The sequence below is a fragment of the Symbioplanes lichenis genome (genome assembly GCF_030709675.1).
GTDB classification, from domain to species: Bacteria; Actinomycetota; Actinomycetes; order Mycobacteriales; family Micromonosporaceae; genus Actinoplanes; species Actinoplanes lichenis.
The window spans coordinates 108949-126319 of sequence record NZ_JAUZQD010000005.1 but is presented as its reverse complement, the minus strand read 5'-3'; the positions used below and the strand labels follow the sequence as shown (position 1 = coordinate 126319).

Below are 17371 nucleotides of genomic sequence, written 5' to 3'. Positions count from 1 at the left end.
GAGGAATCTCGGTCACCCGAGCGCAGCCCGCCGACCCGGAGAAGTCACGATCACCCGAACGCAGCCCGCCGACCCTCGCCCTCCTCGCACCCACCGCGCAGCCGGGCCGAGGAAAGCAGCTGGCCGGGGTAAGAGGTAACGCGCAAGGCGATGCCTCTCCGCACCCGCCGAACCTCTCCCCGCGGCGCAGTCCCGCAGTCCGCAAGCCGTGGCCCGCACAACGCGATCAGCAGCCGCAGGCGCCTCCGCAACAGCCGCCGCCCCCGCCCCCGGCGGCCGGAGCCGGCGACGCCGTCGAGCCGCCGCGGCCCATGACCGCAACGGTGGACAGCAGCTTGACGGTGTCGGCGTGCCCCTGCGGACAGAGCGCTGGAGCGGCGGACTCGGCCATGGGACGATTCATCTCGAACGTGTCGCCGCACGCGCGGCAACGGAAGTCGTAACGCGGCATCCGCCCAGGGTAAGTGCTCACCGGATGATCCGCTGCAACGCAAGTGCGCAGTTGTCCGCCGGGCATCGACCAAGATCCATAGCCACCGTCCTGGCCCCCGGCCGGTACTCTCTTTCGAGTGGTTGACGGGCAGAACACACCCTCGCAACGCCCCGCGGCACCGCACCTCGGCGGCCCCCTGGGCAGCTCCGGCGCGGCCCCCGAACAGACCCCGGGCCCACCGTCCGACCAGAGCGCGCCCTCTCCGCAGGACGCCGCCGCTCCCCAGTCCGAGCCAGCCCAGGATCCGAACTCCACCCCGAGCCCGATCCCCCACCAGCGCAAGGCCCCCGACCTGGAGAAGGAAACCCTCCCCCGGCAGGACCAGAAGACCCCGCCGGAAGCCCGCAGCACTTCTCCCGAGGCGGCCGACACGACCCCTCCGCCAGCGAGCAAGCCAGACGCAACGAAGCCCGAGCCGAACAAGCCCGAGGCGGACAAGCCCGAGGCCACCAAGCCCGAGCCGGGCAAGCCCGAAGCCACCAAGCCCGAGCCGCCCACCACCAGCAAGTCCGCGACGGAGCCGGCCACCGCCAAGGGCAAGAAGGACAAGCCCGACCGCGAGCCGCCCGCCCCCTCGGTCACCGCCATGGCCCTCGCCTCGCGCAGCCGCCCGCCCACCCGCAAGCTCCGCAAGGCCGGCCCCGGAGCCGTCGCCCGCAACACCGCCGAGTGGGCCCACCGCCCCAGCGGCCGGCTGATCCTGCCCGCCATCCTGGCCGTGGTGCTCATCGGCGCCGCCGGGACAGCGGGCGCCTACCTCGTACCTCAGGCTCTGCAGTCCTCCCCCGCACCCAGCGCGACCCCGGCCTTCGGCGCTGGCACCGCAGGCGCCGGCACCACAGGAGCTGGCACAGCAGGAGCGGGCAGCGCGGTGACATCGGCCCAGCCTGGTGGCACCCTGCCCGGCGCCGTCCCCGGTGGCACGCAGCCCGGCGCAACGCCCGGCATCTCCGTGCCCCCCGGCGTACTGCCCAGTGTCAGCTCCGCGCCCACCGTCGGCGGGGTGCCCAGCACGGCGGTCGCCCTGCCGGGCGGCGTGACCCAGACCCGGCCGGCCGATGCGCTGGCGACCTGGGCCCAGCAGGCCGGGACCAGGGCCGGGATCCCGGTCGTCGCGGTCCAGGCCTACGGCTATGCGGAGCTCGTCGCCGCCCGCACCACCCCCGGCTGCCACCTCAGCTGGACCACGCTCGCCGCCATCGGCAAGGTCGAGTCCAGCCACGGCAGCTTCAACGGCTCGATCCTCAACACGGACGGCACCGTGACGCCTCCGATCTACGGCCTGCCGCTCGACGGTCAGGGCGGGCGACAAGTGATTCGTGACACCGATCAGGGCGTTCTCGACAAGGACACCACGTACGACCGGGCCATCGGTCCTATGCAGTTCATCCCACAAACCTGGAACGCGCTCGCGGTGGGTAACGCTGTGGACGCCGACGGAAACGGGGTGCCGGACCCCAACGACATCGACGACGCGGCGCTCGCGGCGGCGCTCTACCTGTGCAAAGGCGGACGGGATATGTCCAGGCCGGACGCTTGGTGGGAGGCGATTCTGTCCTACAACGCCGTCCGGCCCTACGCCCAGAAGGTTTTCGAGGCGGCGAACCAGTACGGCACGCTGAGCCAGGGCTGACCAGCCACCCACAGTAACTGGTCGCACACAATTGACCGCCGGGCACTTCCCTGGAGGTCGAGATACCGGCAAGCTGTACGAGTGAGGGTGCGTGAATGGGATCCCCGGTCGGCGTCGGATGAGGAGATCCGGTCGCTCGTGGAGACGGTGAACCATGTCCTTGCGGCCGACCTTCCCGATGATCCACCGTGGCAGGACGTTCAGGTCCGCGAGTATCTGGCCGAGACCATGCCCGGCGAGCGCCGGATCAGCTGGGTGGCCGAGGACGACCGGCTGCCCGAGGGCGAGGGCAAGGTCTTCGGGCACGTGACCCTGCTGCTGCTCGGTGACACCGGCGTCCTGGAAGTGATCGTGCACCCCGAGCTGCGCCGCCGTGGGCTGGGCCAGCAGCTGGTCGCGGTCGCCGCGCGCCGGGCCTATCTCGAGGGCTTCTCGTCGATCGGCGTCGAGGCGATCGGCGGCACGGGGGCGATCGGCTTCTACGAGGCGCTCGGCTTCGAGCGGGACTATGTCGAGACGCGCAGCGTGCTCTCTCTTTCCAGCGTGGACTGGAGCGCCCTGAGCGGCATGGCGGGCGGCATCAGCACGGGCTATCGCGTGGAATATCACCCGGGCGGCCCGCCGGCGGAGCTGCTGGAGGCCTATGCGCAGGCCAAACTGGAGGCTCAGGACGACGACGAGGACGATCCGGACGCCCGCCCGAGCTCGTCGGACCCGCAGCGGCTGCGCGACAGCCTGGACACCCTGCACCGCCGGGGCCTGAAGCCTTACATCGTGCTCGCCATCCACGAGGAGACGGGCGAGGTCGCCGGTCTCACCGAGCTGGTCGTGCCGGCGCAGCACCCCGAGCGGGCCGACCAGTACGACACGATCGTCGTCCGCAAGCACCGCGGCTATGGCATCGACCGCGCTATCAAGGCCCGGATGCTCTTCGAGCTGCGCACCGCCGAGCCGGAGCTGCGCGAGGTGCAGACCTGGAACGCCCAGCACAACGAGTCGATGCTGAAGGTGAACGCGGAGCTGGGCTATCAGTCCGACCGCGACTGGTACGAATACATCGCCGACGTCGCCCAGCTGGTGCACCGCCTGGAGCCGACCGACTGACCCGCGCTGCCGCCGATCGAGCGCACGCCCCGACCCGAGCCTGATGTCGCGGTCATCGAGACGACGATCGCGGGCGGGGGCGCCACGGCTCGGGCAGGTAACAGGTACGGGTGTGAGCACGCGCCCGACCCTGCCGGAAATTCACCAGCGCCGCCCGCCGTCCTGTGGACAGAGCCGCATTGTGGATAACCCGCTTACCGGCTCGCGGACTGGGTAGCGTGCTCCGCATGACAGACGAGCCCCTGCCGGAGGAGTCCGGTAACCCGCCGACCGACAACGACGAGCACCGCGAGCAGAAGGGCTCACCGGAGCAACCGTGGAGCCCCGGTGAGCAGCCCTACAGCGACCGCCCCGAGCAGGGCGGCGAGACCCCTGGCCCGGTGACCGTCGAGCCACCGGACTGATCGCGAAGGGTCAGAAGCGCTCGCGCAGCAGCTGGGCCGCCTCGGTCGCCCAGTAGGTCAGGATGATCTGAGCACCCGCACGCTTGATCGACGTGAGGGTCTCCAGCATGACGCCCTGCCGGTCGATCCAGCCGTTGGCCGCGGCCGCCTCGACCATCGCGTACTCCCCGGACACCTGATAGGCAGCGACCGGGACAGTCACGCGATCGCGCACGGCCGCGAGCACGTCGAGGTAGGGCAGGGCCGGCTTGACCATGACCAAGTCCGCACCCTCGGCGACGTCCAGGTCCACCTCACGCAGCGCCTCCCGGATGTTGCCGGGGCTCTGCTGATAGGTGCGGCGATCGCCCTGCAGCGTCGACTCGACGGCCTCACGGAAGGGGCCGTAGAAGGCGCCCGCGTACTTCGCGGCGTAGGCGAGCACCGAGACGTCCTGGTGGCCCGCCTGGTCCAGGGCCCGCCGGATCACGCCGACCTGGCCGTCCATCATGCCTGAGGGGCCGACGACGTGGGCGCCCGCCTCGGCCTGGGCCACGCCCATCTTGGCGTAGATCTCCAGGGTGGCGTCGTTGTCCACCGTGCCGGCGCCCGTCAGCACACCGCAGTGACCGTGGGAGGTGAATTCGTCCAGGCACAGATCACTCATCACGACCGTCGCGTCGCCGACCTCGGCGATCACGTCACGGATGGCCACGTTGAGGATGCCGTCCGGGTCGAGACCGGCCGAGCCCGTCTCGTCCTTGCTCTCGTTCGCGGGGACGCCGAAGAGCATGATGCCGCCGACACCGGCCGACACCGCCTCGTGGGCCGCCTTGCGCAGCGACTCCCGCGAGTGCTGGACGACGCCGGGCAACGACGAGATGGCCCGCGCCTCGGTCAGGCCTTCCTTGACGAAGACCGGCAGGATCAGCTCCGACGGGGCGACGCGCGTCTCCTCCACGAGACGCCGCATGGCCGCCGTACGCCGCAGCCGGCGCGGGCGGATGTCGGGGTACGACACGTTTGCTCCCTCAGCCAAGCCGGCCACCGGGGTCGGCCGAAACGAAGCCCGCCGCAAAGACCGGCGAAGCCGCCCGCGAACGGCCGGCCCAGCCGACCGCAAACGACCGGCGAACAAAGAAAGCCGACAGCAACCGCCCGCAAGCGGAGACAGGAGTCAGCAGTCAGCCACGAAAACCAGAAAGGCTCTCCCGACGAGCATATGCCGGAGAGAGCCCCACAGCCCCGGGCCGGCAGGCACACCCACCAGCCCGGGAGGAGAAGGTCAGCGGAACCGCAGCGCCGTCGGGCCCTGGACCTTGGAGCCGCGCCGCTGCTTGGCCGGCATGGCGGCGAGCTTCTCGCGGAGCTCGACCGCGTAGGAGGCCAGCGCCTCGACCAGGTCCGGCACGGACGCGTGCTGGGGCTGGACGTCGACGCGGAGGCCGAACTCCGTGGCGGTCTCGGCGGTCTTGGGGCCGATCACGGCGACGACCGTGCGGGCGTGCGGCTTGCCCGCGATGCCGACCAGGTTGCGGACCGTCGAGGACGAGGTGAAGAGCACCGCGTCGAAGCCGCCCGACTTGATGGCGTCGCGGATGTCGGCGGGCGGCGGGGCGGCGCGGACCGTGCGGTAGGCTGTGACGTCGTCCACCTCCCAGCCGCGCTCGATGAGGCCGGCGGCGAGCGTCTCGGTGGCGATGTCGGCCCGCGGGAGCAGCACGCGACCCACCGGGTCGAGGATCTCGTCGTGCGGCGAGAACTCGGCGAGCAGGCCCTCGCTGGACTGGTCGCCGGCCGGGATGAGCTCGGGCTGGATGCCGAAGGCGCGGACCGCGTCGGCCGTCGCCTCGCCGATGCAGGCGATCTTCACGCCGCCGAAGTGGCGGGCGTCGAGGCCGTGCTCGCCGAACTTCTCCCAGACCGCGCGGACCGCGTTGACCGAGGTGAAGACCACCCAGGCGTAGCGGCCGTCGACCAGCCCCTTGACCGCCCGCTCCATCTGGGCGGGCGTGCGGGGCGGCTCCACGGCGATGGTCGGCACCTCGCACGGGATCGCACCGTAGGCACGCAGCCGGGCGCTCATGGCCCCCGCCTGCTCCTTGGTGCGGGGCACGAGGACCTTCCAGCCGTAGAGCGGGCGGTTCTCCCACCAGCTCAGCTTGTCGCGCTCGGCCACGTCGCCGCCCACGGTCAGCACGACGCGGCCGGTGAAGCCGAGCGCCGCGGCGACGAAGCTGTCGACGGTCGAAGTCGTGGTGTATTGCGTCTCGCCCGTGCCGTCGCCGGTCACACCGACCGGGGTGCCCGGCTCGACGCCCGAGGCGAGCAGGCCGTCGCGGACGGCGGCCAGGTCGCCGGCGTCCACGGCCACGGCGAAGGAGCCCTTGAGGGCCGCCGCGGCGAGGGCGTCGAAGTCGAGGGCGGACACGTCGTCGACGTCGGCGACGGTGCGGACGGCCGGCAGCGGGACGCCCGCGTAGGTCGCGACGCCCTCCGCCTGGCCGAGGCCCGGAACCACCTCGAAGTGCACCGCCGTGCGGGCGACCGCCTGCACCTCGTGGACGACCGACTCATGCCCGAACGGGTCGCCGGCGACGAGGTGGACGGCGGACAGGCCGGACTTGGCCGCGGAGAGCAGCACCTTGGCGACGTCGCCGGGCGCGCCCTCGGCCGGGCTGAACTGCGTGTCCTCCGGGGCCTCCGCCTTGATCGCCGCGAGCAGCGACTCGGGGACGCCGCGGTCGTAGACGACCTGGTCGGCCTCGGCGAGGGTGTCGTGGGCCCGGCGCGTCAGCAGGCCCGGGTCTCCGGGTCCGGCGCCGACGAACGCGATGCGTCCGGCGCGGTTGCGGGCGGTGCGGGTGGTCATTCTGTGCTCCCCATCAGGGTGTCGGCGCCGGCCTCGAGGAGATCGGCGGCGAGCGCCTTGCCGATCTCCGCCGCGCCGGCGGGCGTACCGGTGCGCGACAGCCGGACAGCTCGGGCCCCGTCCGGGCTGATCACCGCACCGCGCAGGTAGATCTCGTCGCCGTGCTCGCCTTCGGCGAACTCGGCGTGTGCCGCGACCGGGGCGGAGCACCCGGCCTCGAGCGTTGCGAGCATCGCCCGTTCCGCCGTGACGGCGGCCCGGGACGGTGCGTGGTCGAGAGCCCCCAGGAGCTCGACCAGGTCTGACTGGCCGTCCCGGCACTCCACGGCCAGCGCACCCTGGGCCGGGGCGGGCAACATGAGCATCGGGTCCAGCGTCTCCGTGATCTCGGCGGCCCGGCCGATCCGGCTGACGCCGGCCCGGGCCAGGACGACGGCGTCGAGGTCGGCCTCGGGGCCGAGCACTCGGGCCATGCGGGTGTCGATGTTGCCGCGAATCGGCGTGACCTGCAACTCTAGGCCCAAGGCCCGCAATTGCGCGATTCGGCGCACCGCGCCGGTGCCCACGGTGGCACCCGGAGGCAGCTCGGCCAGGGTGCGGCCGCCGCGGGCGATGAGCACGTCCCGCGGGTCCTCACGCTCCGGCACCGCGGCGATGTGCAGGCCGGCGTGCGGCAGCGAGGGCAGGTCCTTGTAGCTGTGGACGGCGAAGTCGACCTCGTCGCGGAGCAGGGCCTCGCGCAGCGCGGTGACGAAGACGCCCACCCCGAGCTGGGTGACGGGCGCGCTGGACTTGTCGCCCGCGGTGACGACGCGCACGAGCTCGACGGGCCGGCCGGTGCGCCGGGTCAGCTCGTCGGCGACCAGCTGGCTCTGGGTCAGGGCGAGCTTGCTGCCTCGGGTGCCGAGGCGCAGGGGCGTGGTCACGCTTGTCCTCCGATCTCGGGCACGGCGGCGGCCGGGGTGGCGTGCGGGACGTCGAGGTCGAACAGCTCCCGCAACAGGGCCGCATATTGGTCGCCGCCGGGCTCGGCCGCAAGTTGGCGCACCCGCACGGTCGGCGAGTGCAGCAGCTGCTGGACGACGCGGTGCAGCGTGCGGGCGACGTCGGCGCGCTGGTCGTCGGTGAAGTCGGGCCGGCGCGCGTTGAGCTTGCCCAGCTCCGCGGCGACCACGTCCTCGGCCCGGGTGCGCAGGGCGGCCACCGTGGGGGCGATCTCGGCGCCGCGCATCCAGCCGAGGAAGTTGTCGACCTCGGACGCGACGATCTGCTCGACGGCGGCGGTCTCCGCGGCGGCGGGCAGGGTGCGGCGGGCGGCGGCGAGGCCGTCGATGTCGACGACGGTGACGTTCGGCAGGTCGGCGACCTCGGGCGCGACGTCGCGCGGCACGGCCAGGTCGAGCACGACCAGCGGGCGCTCGCGGCCGGCGAGGCGCTCGGCGGTGAGCACGGGCTCGGTCGAGGCGGTGGCGCTGACCACCAGGTCGGCCTCGGCCAGGGCGGCGTCGAGGGAGTCGAAGGGCACCGCTGTCGCGCCGTAGGCCTCGGCGAGCCGGGCCGCCCGCTCGGCGCCCCGGTTGGTGATCCGCAGCGGGCCGACGCCCGAGCGGGTGAGGGTGGCCACGGACAGGGCGCCCATGGCACCGGCCCCGATGACCAGGCCCGGACGGCCGGTGAGGTCGCCGCCGAGCACGTCCGCGGCGACGTCGAGCGCGGCGGTGACCACACTCTGCCCGGCGCGGTCGATGCCCGTCTCGGCGTGGGCGCGCTTGCCCACCCGCAGCGCCTGCTGCATCAGCTCGTGGAGCAGCCGGCCGGCCGAGTCGGCCTCCGTGGCGGCGTGGTAAGCGTCACGCAGCTGTCCCAGGATCTGGGCCTCGCCGACCACCATCGAGTCGAGACCGGACGACACCCGGAACGAGTGCCGCACCGCCGCCTCGTCGTAGTGCACGTAGAGGTGGCCGGCGAGCTCGTTGGCGCCGATGCCGGACTCCTCGGCGAGCACGTTGCAGACGTCGCCGAGACCGCCGTGGAAGCCGGTGACCGCCGCGAAGACCTCGACGCGGTTGCAGGTGGAGAGGACCACGGCCTCCCGCACGTAGGGCTGGGCGACGAGCTTCTGCAGGACGGCCGGGATGTCCGGGCCGGGGATCGAGAGTTGCTCGAGGGTGCCCACCCGGGCGGTCCGGTACGACGCTCCGACGCTGAGCAGGTTCACGACCCGACCGCCTCCTGGTTTTCGCCGTCCTCCTCCGCCGTCCGTCCGCCGGGCAGAGCGGTCAGGGAGGCCTTGCGGTGCTCGTGGAAAGAAAGGATCTGCAGCTCGATGGCCAGGTCGACCTTGCGGACGTCGACCCCGGCCGGGACCGAGAGCACGCACGGCGCGAAATTGAGGATGCTGGTGACCCCCGCGGTCACCAGCTCGTCCGCGACGCCCTGCGCGGCGGTCGGCGGGGTCGCGATGACCCCGATGGTGATGCCCTCGTCGACGACGGCCCGGCCGAGCTCGCCGACGTGCCGCACGGTGAGCCCGTGGATCCGCTTGCCGACCTGGTCGTGGTCGGCGTCGAAGAGGGCGACGATGCGGAACCCGCGACTGGCGAACCCGGCATAGCCGGCCAGCGCGTGCCCGAGGTTGCCCAGCCCCACCAGGGCGACGTTGCGCCGCTGGTCGAGCCCGAGAATGTATTCGATCTGGTCGATCAGCAGGGTGACGTCGTAACCGACGCCCCGGGTGCCGTAGGACCCGAGGTGCGACAGGTCCTTGCGCAGCTTGGCCGAGTTGACCCCGGCCGCCGCGGCGAGACCCTCGCTGGAGACGGTGTCCGCCCCGGCCTCGGAGAGGTGGTGCAGTGCCCGGAGGTATTCGGGCAGTCGCGCGATAGTGGCCTCGGGGAGATCCGGGAAAGCAGGCACCCCGCCGGCGTTGCCGGACGTGTTTCCATGACGCTGCTGACTCATAAGACTCCGTGCCGACAAGGTGGCGAACCTGCGGTGAGCCCTCTGTGGCCTGGATGGACCGGCTGTGGTAGCGGGGCTCGTCGGAGTCACAGAGTAAGCGCTTGTGAAGGCGTGCACAAATCGCGATCTTGATAGCGTAACTGGACAAAGATCGAGTCTACGTGTTATTCGCACGCGGACTCCTGTCCGAGTATTACCGCTTCTCGTCGCGAACGGCCACCAACGTCGCCATCCCGACGACGAGTATCACAGTGGCTTGCGCAATGCCCCCGTGGCGTGACCTAAAGAGCGGCGGCGAGGGTCACGGCCTCGAGCAGCGTGTCGGCCACCGGGATGCCGGTCGCCCGCAGCCGCACCGGGTCCGTGAAGCCACCGGTGTAGAGCACGGCCGCCGCCCCCACCGAGGCCGCCGCGTCCGCGTCGTCCACCGAGTCGCCGATCAGCACGCACTGCGAGCCTGGGATCCCCAGCTGCCCGAGGTGCCGCGCGAGGTGGCCGGCCTTGAGACCGCCGTCGACCTCGGTGGGCCGCCCGTCCACGCGCGCGAAGACGCCGGCCAGGCCGCGCGACTCGACCGCCGGGATCAGCTCGTCGTGGAACCACATGGAGAGCAGGGACTGCGTACCGGACCAGGCCTTGATCGCCGCCTCGGCGTCGGCCGCCAGCGGGATCGTGGTGAGGCCCAGCCGGTAGGCGTCGTGGAAGATCCGGTCGAGCTCCTCGAACTCCTCGTCCGAGATGGCCCGCTCGAGGATCTCGGCATAGAACTCGGAGACCGGCCGCCGGAAGCGGCGCCGGTGCTCGTCGGAGTCGACGCTGCGCCCGCCGATGGAGGCGAAGGTCTGATTGGTCGACGCGACCACCAGCGTCAGGTCGTCGAGCAGCGTGCCGTTCCAGTCCCAGACAAGATGAGTGCGAGCCACGGCGAGAATCTACAGCCGCGGGGCCCCCGGAGGTCGAGCCATATCCCGAAGCAGGCGTTCTTCCTCCACGCGCCAGTAACCGTGCTCCTTGCCGTCGAGCAGCACCACCGGCACCCGATCGCCGTAGTCCCGCTCCAGCTCGATCGAGTCCGCGACCTCCACCCGCGTCCATCCGCCGGGCGCGATCCGCTCCAGCACGGCCTCCGCCTCCTCGCACAGATGACACCCGGTCCGGCTGATCAACGTCAGGCGCGTCACCCTTTTCCCTCCCCACGAGAGCAAACCCAAAAGCCCAGAAAGCGGAACCTACGCACGACCGGCTCCCCCACCCGCAGACCCCGCCGCCCGGTGGGTCCGGCGTGGCCAATGGTCAGGTCTGAAAGCCCCCGCACCGAAACTACCCGTGGTCCCGGCACTGACCTCTCGAGCCCCGCCGCCAGAAAACGCCCCGACGACGCACAGCCTGTGCGCACCCGATCGCGCACGGTCAGGCATCGTGACAGATACGTTCAGTGCCGCTTCTGTGCCCCTTCGTACACTTTTTCCGTGACGCACACATTGTGCGACTCCTCGTGCTCAGATGCCGCAATACTTCGCGTCTGTGTAACGGAGTCCACATCCGTGGGTGAGGCAGGTCCCTCCGTGAGGACCGCTTCACCCCGTTTTGTTGTGGGCGCTTCTCGGTCACCCCCTCATCGACGGCCCGCCGGGTCAAGGAGGCGCAGTGAGTCATGTGTACGCCGGCGATCCGTACAGCCGCGACGCGTTCGCGGTCCAACCGTCGCTCCCGGAGGGGTTGAGAACTCTCCGCGCGGGCGTCGCCAACGCCATCCGCGGCGACGGCCCGAAGCGGACGCGCAACCGGCCGCACCCCAACGAGTCGCCCAGCCGGCACCTGCCGTCGACCGGCAACTCGAAGACCGGCAGCCGGATCGCCCCGGGACGCCCGCAGCCCCCGCAGCAGCCCGGCCCCGACCGACGGGAGACCGGCAGCGACCCGACCGTCGTCGTCCCGTCGCAGAGCACCGGCTCGCCCGAGCCGCCGAAGTACCCGGCCCGCCCCGACCCCACCGACGCCGCCGCCGAGGTCTGGGCGCTGGTCGAACGCGCGCAGGCCGGCGACTCGGCCGCGTTCGGGCTCATCTACGACCGGTACGTCGACACGGTCTTCCGCTTCGTCTACTTCCGCGTGGGCAACCGCCAGCTCGCCGAGGACCTGACCTCCGACACGTTCCTGCGCGCCCTCAAGCGCATCGGCAGCTTCACGTGGCAGGGCCGGGACCTGGGCGCCTGGCTCGTCACGATCGCCCGCAACCTGGTCGCCGACCACTTCAAGTCGGGCCGCTACCGGCTCGAGGTCACCACCGGTGACGTCCTGGACGCCGACCGCGAGGACCGTGGCCCCGAGGGCAGCCCCGAGGCGGCCGTCGTCGACCACATCACCAACGTGGCCCTGCTCACCGCGGTCAAGCAGCTCAATCCCGAGCAGCAGGAGTGCATCGTGCTGCGCTTCCTGCAGGGCTTCTCGGTGGCCGAGACCGCGCAGACCATGGGCAAGAACGAGGGCGCCATCAAGGCCCTGCAGTACCGGGCGGTGCGGGCCCTGGCCCGGCTCCTGCCCGAAGGGTTCCAGTGGTGACCACGGGTTATTCGTTGTCGATCTTTCCCGGCCCGCGGACGCCGGACCCCCGCCCGCGAACGTCGATCTTTCCCGGCGCGCGAGCGCAGCTCGCACCCGTAACCGCGCCCCCGGCTCGTGCGTTTGTCCGGGTGCGACCCGAGGTGGACCAACGGTCCGCCGGATCCGTCGCGCCCGCCGGCAGCTTCGCCGGCGTTTCAGTCACGAGCGAAGGGAGGTGCCCACGGTGAGACTCGACTTCTTCGATCGCCGGAGCGCCGAGCGCTTCGCGGAGCTTCTCGACACCACCGATGCCGGCCGCGGCCAGCACGCCCGCGGCCAGGCCGACGACCAGCTCGCCGAGCTGGTCGCCATCGCGCACAGCCTCTCCGCGGCGCGCCCCGGGGCCCAGGTGGACCCGGAGTTCCGGACGGGCCTGCGTGCCATGCTGGTCGCCGCGGCCGAGCGGGACGGGATCGGGGCCACGGCCCCTGCCGCGGACGAGGAGTCCGAGGCCGCCGCCCCCGTCCGGAAGCTGTTCGGCCGGACCGGGCGCCGCATCCGGGCCCGCGGGGTGATCGTCATCGGCGTCGCCGCCAGTGCGATGGCCGTCTCGGGAATCTCCGCCGCGAGCGAGAGTGCCGCACCGGGCGACGCCCTCTACGGCGTCAAGCGTTCCACCGAACGAGCCCAGCTGGCCATGGCCGGCTCGGACATCACCCGCGGGCAGCTGTCGCTGACGTTCGCCCGCAACCGGCTCGCCGAGGCGGCCGCGATGCGGGGGGACGACGTGAAGTTCCGCGACGCCCTGGACGACATGGACGCCGACACCAAGCAGGGTGTCAAGCTCCTCACGTCCGGGGCCGTCACGCGGAAGGAGACGACCGGCCTGGCGTCGGTCGACTCGTTCGTGGACAGCCAGCGCCGGCTGCTCACGCCGGCCGTGGACCGGCTCGGACCGGTCAACCAGGAGCGGGCGCAGAAGTCGCTGTCGCTGCTCGACGCCGTCGAGAAGCGCTCGAAGACCCTGCGCGAGCGGCTCGGCTGCTCCCCGGTGCCCGCCGTCTCCGGCAGCGACGCGCTCGGGCCGAAGCTGGGCCAGTGCGAGACCCGGGGCAGCACCAAGTCCTCCGGGGGCACCGAGAAGCACCAGGGCCGGCGGGACCAGGACGACCAGAAGTCCGCCACGTCCGAGAAGGACACGAAGACGACGAAGGACGGGACCGACGAGGAGCCCCGCCCGGGCAAGTCGTCGCCGCAGCCCGGCTCGTCGAGCAAGACGGCCGGCCCGTCCGGCGACGAGGACGACCAGGGTGACGCCGGCGCGGACGACATCAGCGACATGAGCACGACGTCGCCGACGGACCCCGCCGACGAGGACAGCCCCGAGCCGGTCATCTCCGTCGACCCGGCGAACCCGCCGACCGACGCGGAGAAGGGCCTGCTGGGCGGGCTGCTCGGCAACCTCTTCGGGAACAAGTAGCGCACAGGCAGGACATGGCGAGGGGCGGTGCCGGTGTGAAACCGGGGCCGCCCCTCACTGTCCATGGTGACCAGAAACCGCCCCGGACGCAACGCCGAAAACGCCCCCGTCCGCGCCGGAAAACGCGCCGGGCTCAGCGTCCGAACGGGTCCGGCCGCTTCTCCAGCAGCGTGTAGAGCGTCGCTTGGATCGTCTCGCGCACCTGGTCGGCGAGGTTGTAGACGACCATCGGATCGTCGGCGTATTCGGTCAGGTGCGCGGTCGGGATCGGCTCGCAGAACTCGATCAGCCACTTGCTCGGCAACGGCACGAGCCCCAGCGGCCCCAGCCACGGGAACGTGGGCGTGACCGGGAAGTAGGGGATGCCCAGCAACCGGGCGAGCGGCTTGAGGTCGGCCAGGATGGGATAGATCTCCTCGGCCCCGACGATGGCGACGGGCACGATGGGCGTACCCGTGCGCAGTGCGGCCGACACGAACCCACCGCGACCGAAACGCTGCAGTTTGTAGCGGTCGGCATAGCGTTTGCCGATGCCCTTGAAGCCCTCGGGGAAGACGCCGACCAGCTCGCCCTCGCTCATCAGACGCTCGGCGTCGGGGTTGCAGGCCACTGTCGCGCCGGCCTTGCGGGCCAGCTCGGACAGCACCGGCACCCGGAAGACCAGGTCGGCGCCGAGCAGCCGGAGCCAGCGCTCGGCCGGATGGGTGTCGCGAAGGGCGGTCGACAGCATCAGCGCGTCGAGGGCCAGGGTGCCCGAGTGGTTGCCCACGATCAGGCCGCCGCCGTTGTCGGGGACGTGCTCGATGCCGTACACCTCGGTGCGGAACCAGTCGCGGTAGAGCACGCGCAGCATGGGGTGGAAGACGGTGTCGCTGAGCTCGGGGTCGAAGCCGAACTCGTCGACCTGGTACGCCCCGGCGAGCCGCCGCCGCAGGAAGGCCAGCCCGCGCGCCACCCGCTGATCCCAGATGTCCACCGGATCCGGCTCCTCGGGCAGAGGAATGGGCCGCCTGCCGTTCAACTGCTTCGGCGCGGCCGGCTGCGGCAGCACGAAGTCGGCGTGACCGGGCAGCGCGGTGTGGAAGTCGTCCTGGGTCACGGCGCCACCGAGGCCCGGACCCGGCGGATGCCGTCGAGGATGGCATTTTCCGCCGCGGTGAGCCGGTCGGCGGTCAGCGACGAGCCGTTCCGGTGCCCGGCGATGAACTCGTCGAAGGCGGCCGCGGTCGTGCGCGGGGTGAAGCCGAACTCCTTGACCAGCCGGCTCGTGTCGACCACCCGGCCGTGCACGAACAGGTCGATCTGGTCCAGCCCGATCTGCCCGATGCCCACGGCGCGGGCGACGCCGCTCAGCGAGGAGAGCGTGCCCTCGGGCACGGCGACGGAGATGCGCCCGGCCCGGCGCACGGCCTGAGAGAGCGCGAGGACGCCCGCGCCGGCGACGTTGAACGTGCCGGGGTGGTCCTCGATCACCGAGCGGTGCAGCACCTCGAGCGCGTCGTCGACGTGCACGAACTGCAGCCGGGCGTCGCGGCCGAAGACCGTCGGCACCACCGGCTGGGCGAAGTAGCGGGTGAGCGTCGTCTCGGCGGTCTCGCTGATCATCGGCGCGAAGCGCAGCACGGTGGCCGCGACCTCGGGCCGGCGCCGGCGGAAGCCCCGGACGTAGCCCTCGATGTCGAGGATGTCGCGCGCGAACGAGCCCCGGGGCACCGCGCGCGGCTCGGTCTCCTCGGTGAAGACCGCGGGGTCGCGGAAGGAAGCGCCGTAGGCCGCCGTGGACGAGCGCACGACGAGCTTGCGCAGGGCGGGAGCGCCCTGCGCGGCGGCGAGCAGCTGCATCGTGCCGATGACGTTCTGCTCTTTCATCGCCGCCCGGCCGCCGTGGTGCGGGTCGGGGGCACCGGTGACGGCCATGTGCACCACGGCCTCGGCGCCGAGATCGGCGACCACGCCGGAGGCGGCACGCGCGTCGGCCTGGATCAGCTCGACATCCTCCAGCAGACCCGCGAGGGCCGGTGGAGCGTCGTGCGGATCCAGGCCGATGACACGCTCGACCCGGGGGTCGGCCGCCAGCCGGGACGCCACGCGGGCGCCGAGATAGCGACTGACCCCGGTGACCACGACGATGCGCGGCGGGGCCGCGGCTTCAGAGGACACCACGGGCGCGCCCCTCACGTGCGGCGGAGTCGGGAACGGCAAGCACGCGGGCCGGGCAGAGCGCCCGGCCGGGCGTCACTTGCCGAGACGGCGACGCTGGACGCGGGTCTTGCGCAGCAGCTTACGGTGCTTCTTCTTCGCCATACGCTTGCGGCGCTTCTTGACCACGGAGCCCATACGTCATGCCTCTCGAAACCATGTGGGGCCGGCCACGACGCACAGCAGCACGCGCCGACCGGACTGACAGCGGTTGCCCGTCGACCGCGGCGGCACCGAGCCGCACACAGGTATCACAGGGCGAACCGGTCCAGCGTAGCCGCCGCGCCGCGCAGGGACCAACACGACCCCCTAGGCGGTCTGTGAGAAGGCTCCCCGCAGGTACGTGTGCACGGCGTGCTCGGGCACCCGGAACGACCGGCCCACGCGGACCGCGCTGAGCTCCCCGCCGTGCACGAGCCGGTAGACGGTCATCTTGGAGACCCGCATGAGCGACGCGACCTCGGCGACCGTGAGGAACCGCACCTCGGCGAGGCGCTCCTCGGTCTGCGTCTGGGCTGGACCTGTCATCTGTCCGCACCGATCCTTTCGCAGGCGCCCGCCGGGCTGAGGTGGCGGGCGCGCGTGTCACCAGAACGGTAGCGAGGGACACGTGATCAGGGCGCTACGTTCCGTGAAATCGGAGGGTAAAAGTCAAGCCGACACGCCCGGAATCGCCGTTTGTCGCCCGTTCGGGGGGCTACTTGCGAGAGGTGAGCGCTTTGCCGAAGAACGCGACGTTCGCCGGGCGCTCGGCCAGGCGGCGCATGAGATAGCCGTACCACTGCTCGCCGTAGGGCACGTACACCCGGACGGTGTGCCCCGCCCCGGCCAGCCGCGTCTGCTCCTCCGGCCGCACCCCGAAGAGCATCTGGAACTCGAACTCGTCGGCCTGCCGGTCGAACCACCGCGCCCGGTCCTCGGCGATCGCGATCAGCCGCGGGTCGTGCGTCGCGACCATGGGATAGCCGTCGCCCGACATGAGGATGTTGAGACAGCGCACGTACGCCTTGTCCACGTCGAGCGTCGACTGGTAGGCCACCGACTCCGGCTCCGCGTAGGCGCCCTTGCACAGCCGCACCCGCGACCCGGCCGTCGCCAGCTCGCGGCAGTCGCCCTCGGTGCGCCGCAGATAGGCCTGGAGGACGGCGCCCGTGGCCGGGAAGTCCTTGCGCAGATCGGCCAGGATCTCCAGCGTCGAGTCGGTCAGCGTGTGATCCTCGGCGTCGAGCGTCACGGTCGTGCCCGCCTCGGCCGCCGCCGCGCAGATCGCGCGCGCGTGGTCGTACGCCATCCGCTCGTCGATCTTCTGCCCCACCGCCGAGAGCTTCAGGCTCACCTCGGCCGCCGGCGTGAGCCCGGCGGTCTTGAGCCGCTCGAGCAGCAGCACATATTGCTCGCGCGTCGCGGTCGCCTGCTCCGCGGTCAGCGTGTCCTCGCCGAGATGGTCGAAACTGACCGCCAGCCCGTCATCGGCGAGCGCCCGCCCGGCCCGCAACGCGTCGTCGGCCCCCGCCCCTGCGACGAAGCGCCGGACAACCCCTTTGCTGACCGGGACGGAGGACACCAGCCGCTCCAGGCGGGACGACCCGGCGGCGGCGAGAAAGACGGATCGGAGCATGAGGCGAGCGTATCGCCCGAACCGGAGAGGGTCGCGTCAACCGCCGCCGCGCAGGCGTGTGCAGGGGGTCGGCGGGAGGCTACG

The 17371-nt window shown here is 71.9% G+C and carries 18 protein-coding genes; 5 read left to right on the top strand and 13 right to left on the bottom strand.

Features of this window, described 5'->3' with window-relative positions; genetic code table 11:
- Window positions 1-226: 226 nt before the first annotated feature.
- The gene (locus RAN62_RS13430; protein WP_305784927.1) at window positions 227-451 is read right to left on the bottom strand and encodes an FmdB family zinc ribbon protein; all 225 of its coding nucleotides are present in this window, start codon (window positions 449-451) and stop codon (window positions 227-229) included.
- Window positions 452-569: 118 nt separating this feature from the next.
- Here RAN62_RS13430 and RAN62_RS13425 point away from each other — a divergent pair, with 118 nt between their 5' ends.
- The 3 genes from RAN62_RS13425 to RAN62_RS13415 all read left to right on the top strand — a co-directional run bounded on the left by RAN62_RS13425 (window position 570) and on the right by RAN62_RS13415 (window position 3634).
- Window positions 570-2126 (top strand): lysozyme family protein, encoded by a 1557-nt coding sequence (locus RAN62_RS13425; RefSeq protein ID WP_305784926.1) that lies wholly within the window; start codon window positions 570-572, stop codon window positions 2124-2126.
- An 81-nt stretch (window positions 2127-2207) separates the two neighbouring features.
- On the top strand, window positions 2208-3230 hold the full coding sequence (locus RAN62_RS13420) for a GNAT family N-acetyltransferase (protein ID WP_305784925.1): 1023 nt from the start codon (window positions 2208-2210) through the stop codon (window positions 3228-3230).
- A gap of 227 nt (window positions 3231-3457) precedes the next feature.
- Entirely contained in the window at window positions 3458-3634 is a 177-nt protein-coding gene (locus RAN62_RS13415) for a hypothetical protein (RefSeq protein WP_305784924.1), read from the top strand.
- A 10-nt stretch (window positions 3635-3644) separates the two neighbouring features.
- Here RAN62_RS13415 and hemB read toward each other — a convergent pair whose 3' ends face one another.
- The 7 genes from hemB to RAN62_RS13380 form a co-directional block, all read right to left on the bottom strand.
- A complete protein-coding gene (gene hemB / locus RAN62_RS13410; protein ID WP_305784923.1) occupies window positions 3645-4634 on the bottom strand; it encodes a porphobilinogen synthase in 990 nt (329 codons plus the stop codon).
- A 264-nt stretch (window positions 4635-4898) separates the two neighbouring features.
- Entirely contained in the window at window positions 4899-6485 is a 1587-nt protein-coding gene (locus RAN62_RS13405; protein WP_305784922.1) for a bifunctional uroporphyrinogen-III C-methyltransferase/uroporphyrinogen-III synthase, read from the bottom strand.
- Entirely contained in the window at window positions 6482-7411 is a 930-nt protein-coding gene (gene hemC / locus RAN62_RS13400; RefSeq protein ID WP_305784921.1) for a hydroxymethylbilane synthase, read from the bottom strand. Before hemC ends, RAN62_RS13405 begins: the two co-directional genes overlap by 4 nt.
- On the bottom strand, window positions 7408-8703 hold the full coding sequence (locus RAN62_RS13395) for a glutamyl-tRNA reductase (protein ID WP_305784920.1): 1296 nt from the start codon (window positions 8701-8703) through the stop codon (window positions 7408-7410). The genes hemC and RAN62_RS13395 overlap by 4 nt, the downstream gene beginning before the upstream one ends.
- Window positions 8700-9446, bottom strand: coding sequence for a redox-sensing transcriptional repressor Rex (locus RAN62_RS13390; protein WP_305784919.1), 747 nt, complete (start codon window positions 9444-9446; stop codon window positions 8700-8702). Before RAN62_RS13390 ends, RAN62_RS13395 begins: the two co-directional genes overlap by 4 nt.
- Before the next feature lie 281 nt (window positions 9447-9727).
- Window positions 9728-10369 carry an HAD family hydrolase gene (locus tag RAN62_RS13385; protein ID WP_305784918.1) on the bottom strand — a complete coding sequence of 214 codons (642 nt, stop codon included), beginning with the start codon at window positions 10367-10369 and terminating at the stop codon, window positions 9728-9730.
- A gap of 9 nt (window positions 10370-10378) precedes the next feature.
- Window positions 10379-10627, bottom strand: coding sequence for a glutaredoxin family protein (locus RAN62_RS13380; protein WP_305784917.1), 249 nt, complete (start codon window positions 10625-10627; stop codon window positions 10379-10381).
- A gap of 466 nt (window positions 10628-11093) precedes the next feature.
- On the opposite strand from RAN62_RS13380, the gene RAN62_RS13375 reads away from it, so the two are divergent.
- Both RAN62_RS13375 and RAN62_RS13370 read left to right on the top strand, forming a co-directional pair.
- Window positions 11094-12008, top strand: a complete 915-nt coding sequence (locus tag RAN62_RS13375; protein WP_438874499.1) for an ECF subfamily RNA polymerase sigma factor, BldN family — start codon at window positions 11094-11096, stop codon at window positions 12006-12008.
- A 226-nt stretch (window positions 12009-12234) separates the two neighbouring features.
- Complete coding sequence (locus RAN62_RS13370) at window positions 12235-13470, top strand: DUF5667 domain-containing protein (RefSeq protein WP_305784916.1); 1236 nt, start codon at window positions 12235-12237, stop codon at window positions 13468-13470.
- A 133-nt stretch (window positions 13471-13603) separates the two neighbouring features.
- On the opposite strand, the gene RAN62_RS13365 is transcribed toward RAN62_RS13370, so the two are convergent.
- The 5 genes from RAN62_RS13365 to RAN62_RS13345 all read right to left on the bottom strand — a co-directional run bounded on the left by RAN62_RS13365 (window position 13604) and on the right by RAN62_RS13345 (window position 17287).
- A complete protein-coding gene (locus RAN62_RS13365) occupies window positions 13604-14569 on the bottom strand; it encodes a lysophospholipid acyltransferase family protein (protein ID WP_305784915.1) in 966 nt (321 codons plus the stop codon).
- Window positions 14566-15633, bottom strand: coding sequence for an NAD-dependent epimerase/dehydratase family protein (locus tag RAN62_RS13360; RefSeq protein WP_305784914.1), 1068 nt, complete (start codon window positions 15631-15633; stop codon window positions 14566-14568). Before RAN62_RS13360 ends, RAN62_RS13365 begins: the two co-directional genes overlap by 4 nt.
- 72 nt (window positions 15634-15705) lie before the next feature.
- On the bottom strand, window positions 15706-15807 hold the full coding sequence (locus tag RAN62_RS13355; protein WP_007465623.1) for a 30S ribosomal protein bS22: 102 nt from the start codon (window positions 15805-15807) through the stop codon (window positions 15706-15708).
- 171 nt (window positions 15808-15978) lie between these two features.
- Complete coding sequence (locus RAN62_RS13350; RefSeq protein ID WP_305784913.1) at window positions 15979-16197, bottom strand: helix-turn-helix domain-containing protein; 219 nt, start codon at window positions 16195-16197, stop codon at window positions 15979-15981.
- Window positions 16198-16366: 169 nt separating this feature from the next.
- Window positions 16367-17287 (bottom strand): proline dehydrogenase family protein, encoded by a 921-nt coding sequence (locus RAN62_RS13345; RefSeq protein WP_305784912.1) that lies wholly within the window; start codon window positions 17285-17287, stop codon window positions 16367-16369.
- Window positions 17288-17371: the final 84 nt, after the last annotated feature.

Excerpts from the sequence above, each read along its gene's own strand:
- RAN62_RS13405 (WP_305784922.1), bottom strand. The coding sequence starts at position 6,485 with ATGACCACCCGCACCGCCCGCAACCGCGCCGGACGCATCGCGTTCGTC.
- RAN62_RS13430 (WP_305784927.1), bottom strand. The coding sequence starts at position 451 with ATGCCGCGTTACGACTTCCGTTGCCGCGCGTGCGGCGACACGTTCGAG.
- RAN62_RS13355 (WP_007465623.1), bottom strand. The coding sequence starts at position 15,807 with ATGGGCTCCGTGGTCAAGAAGCGCCGCAAGCGTATGGCGAAGAAGAAG.
- RAN62_RS13390 (WP_305784919.1), bottom strand. The coding sequence starts at position 9,446 with ATGAGTCAGCAGCGTCATGGAAACACGTCCGGCAACGCCGGCGGGGTG.
- RAN62_RS13345 (WP_305784912.1), bottom strand. The coding sequence starts at position 17,287 with ATGCTCCGATCCGTCTTTCTCGCCGCCGCCGGGTCGTCCCGCCTGGAG.
- RAN62_RS13350 (WP_305784913.1), bottom strand. The coding sequence starts at position 16,197 with ATGACAGGTCCAGCCCAGACGCAGACCGAGGAGCGCCTCGCCGAGGTG.
- RAN62_RS13415 (WP_305784924.1), top strand. The coding sequence starts at position 3,458 with ATGACAGACGAGCCCCTGCCGGAGGAGTCCGGTAACCCGCCGACCGAC.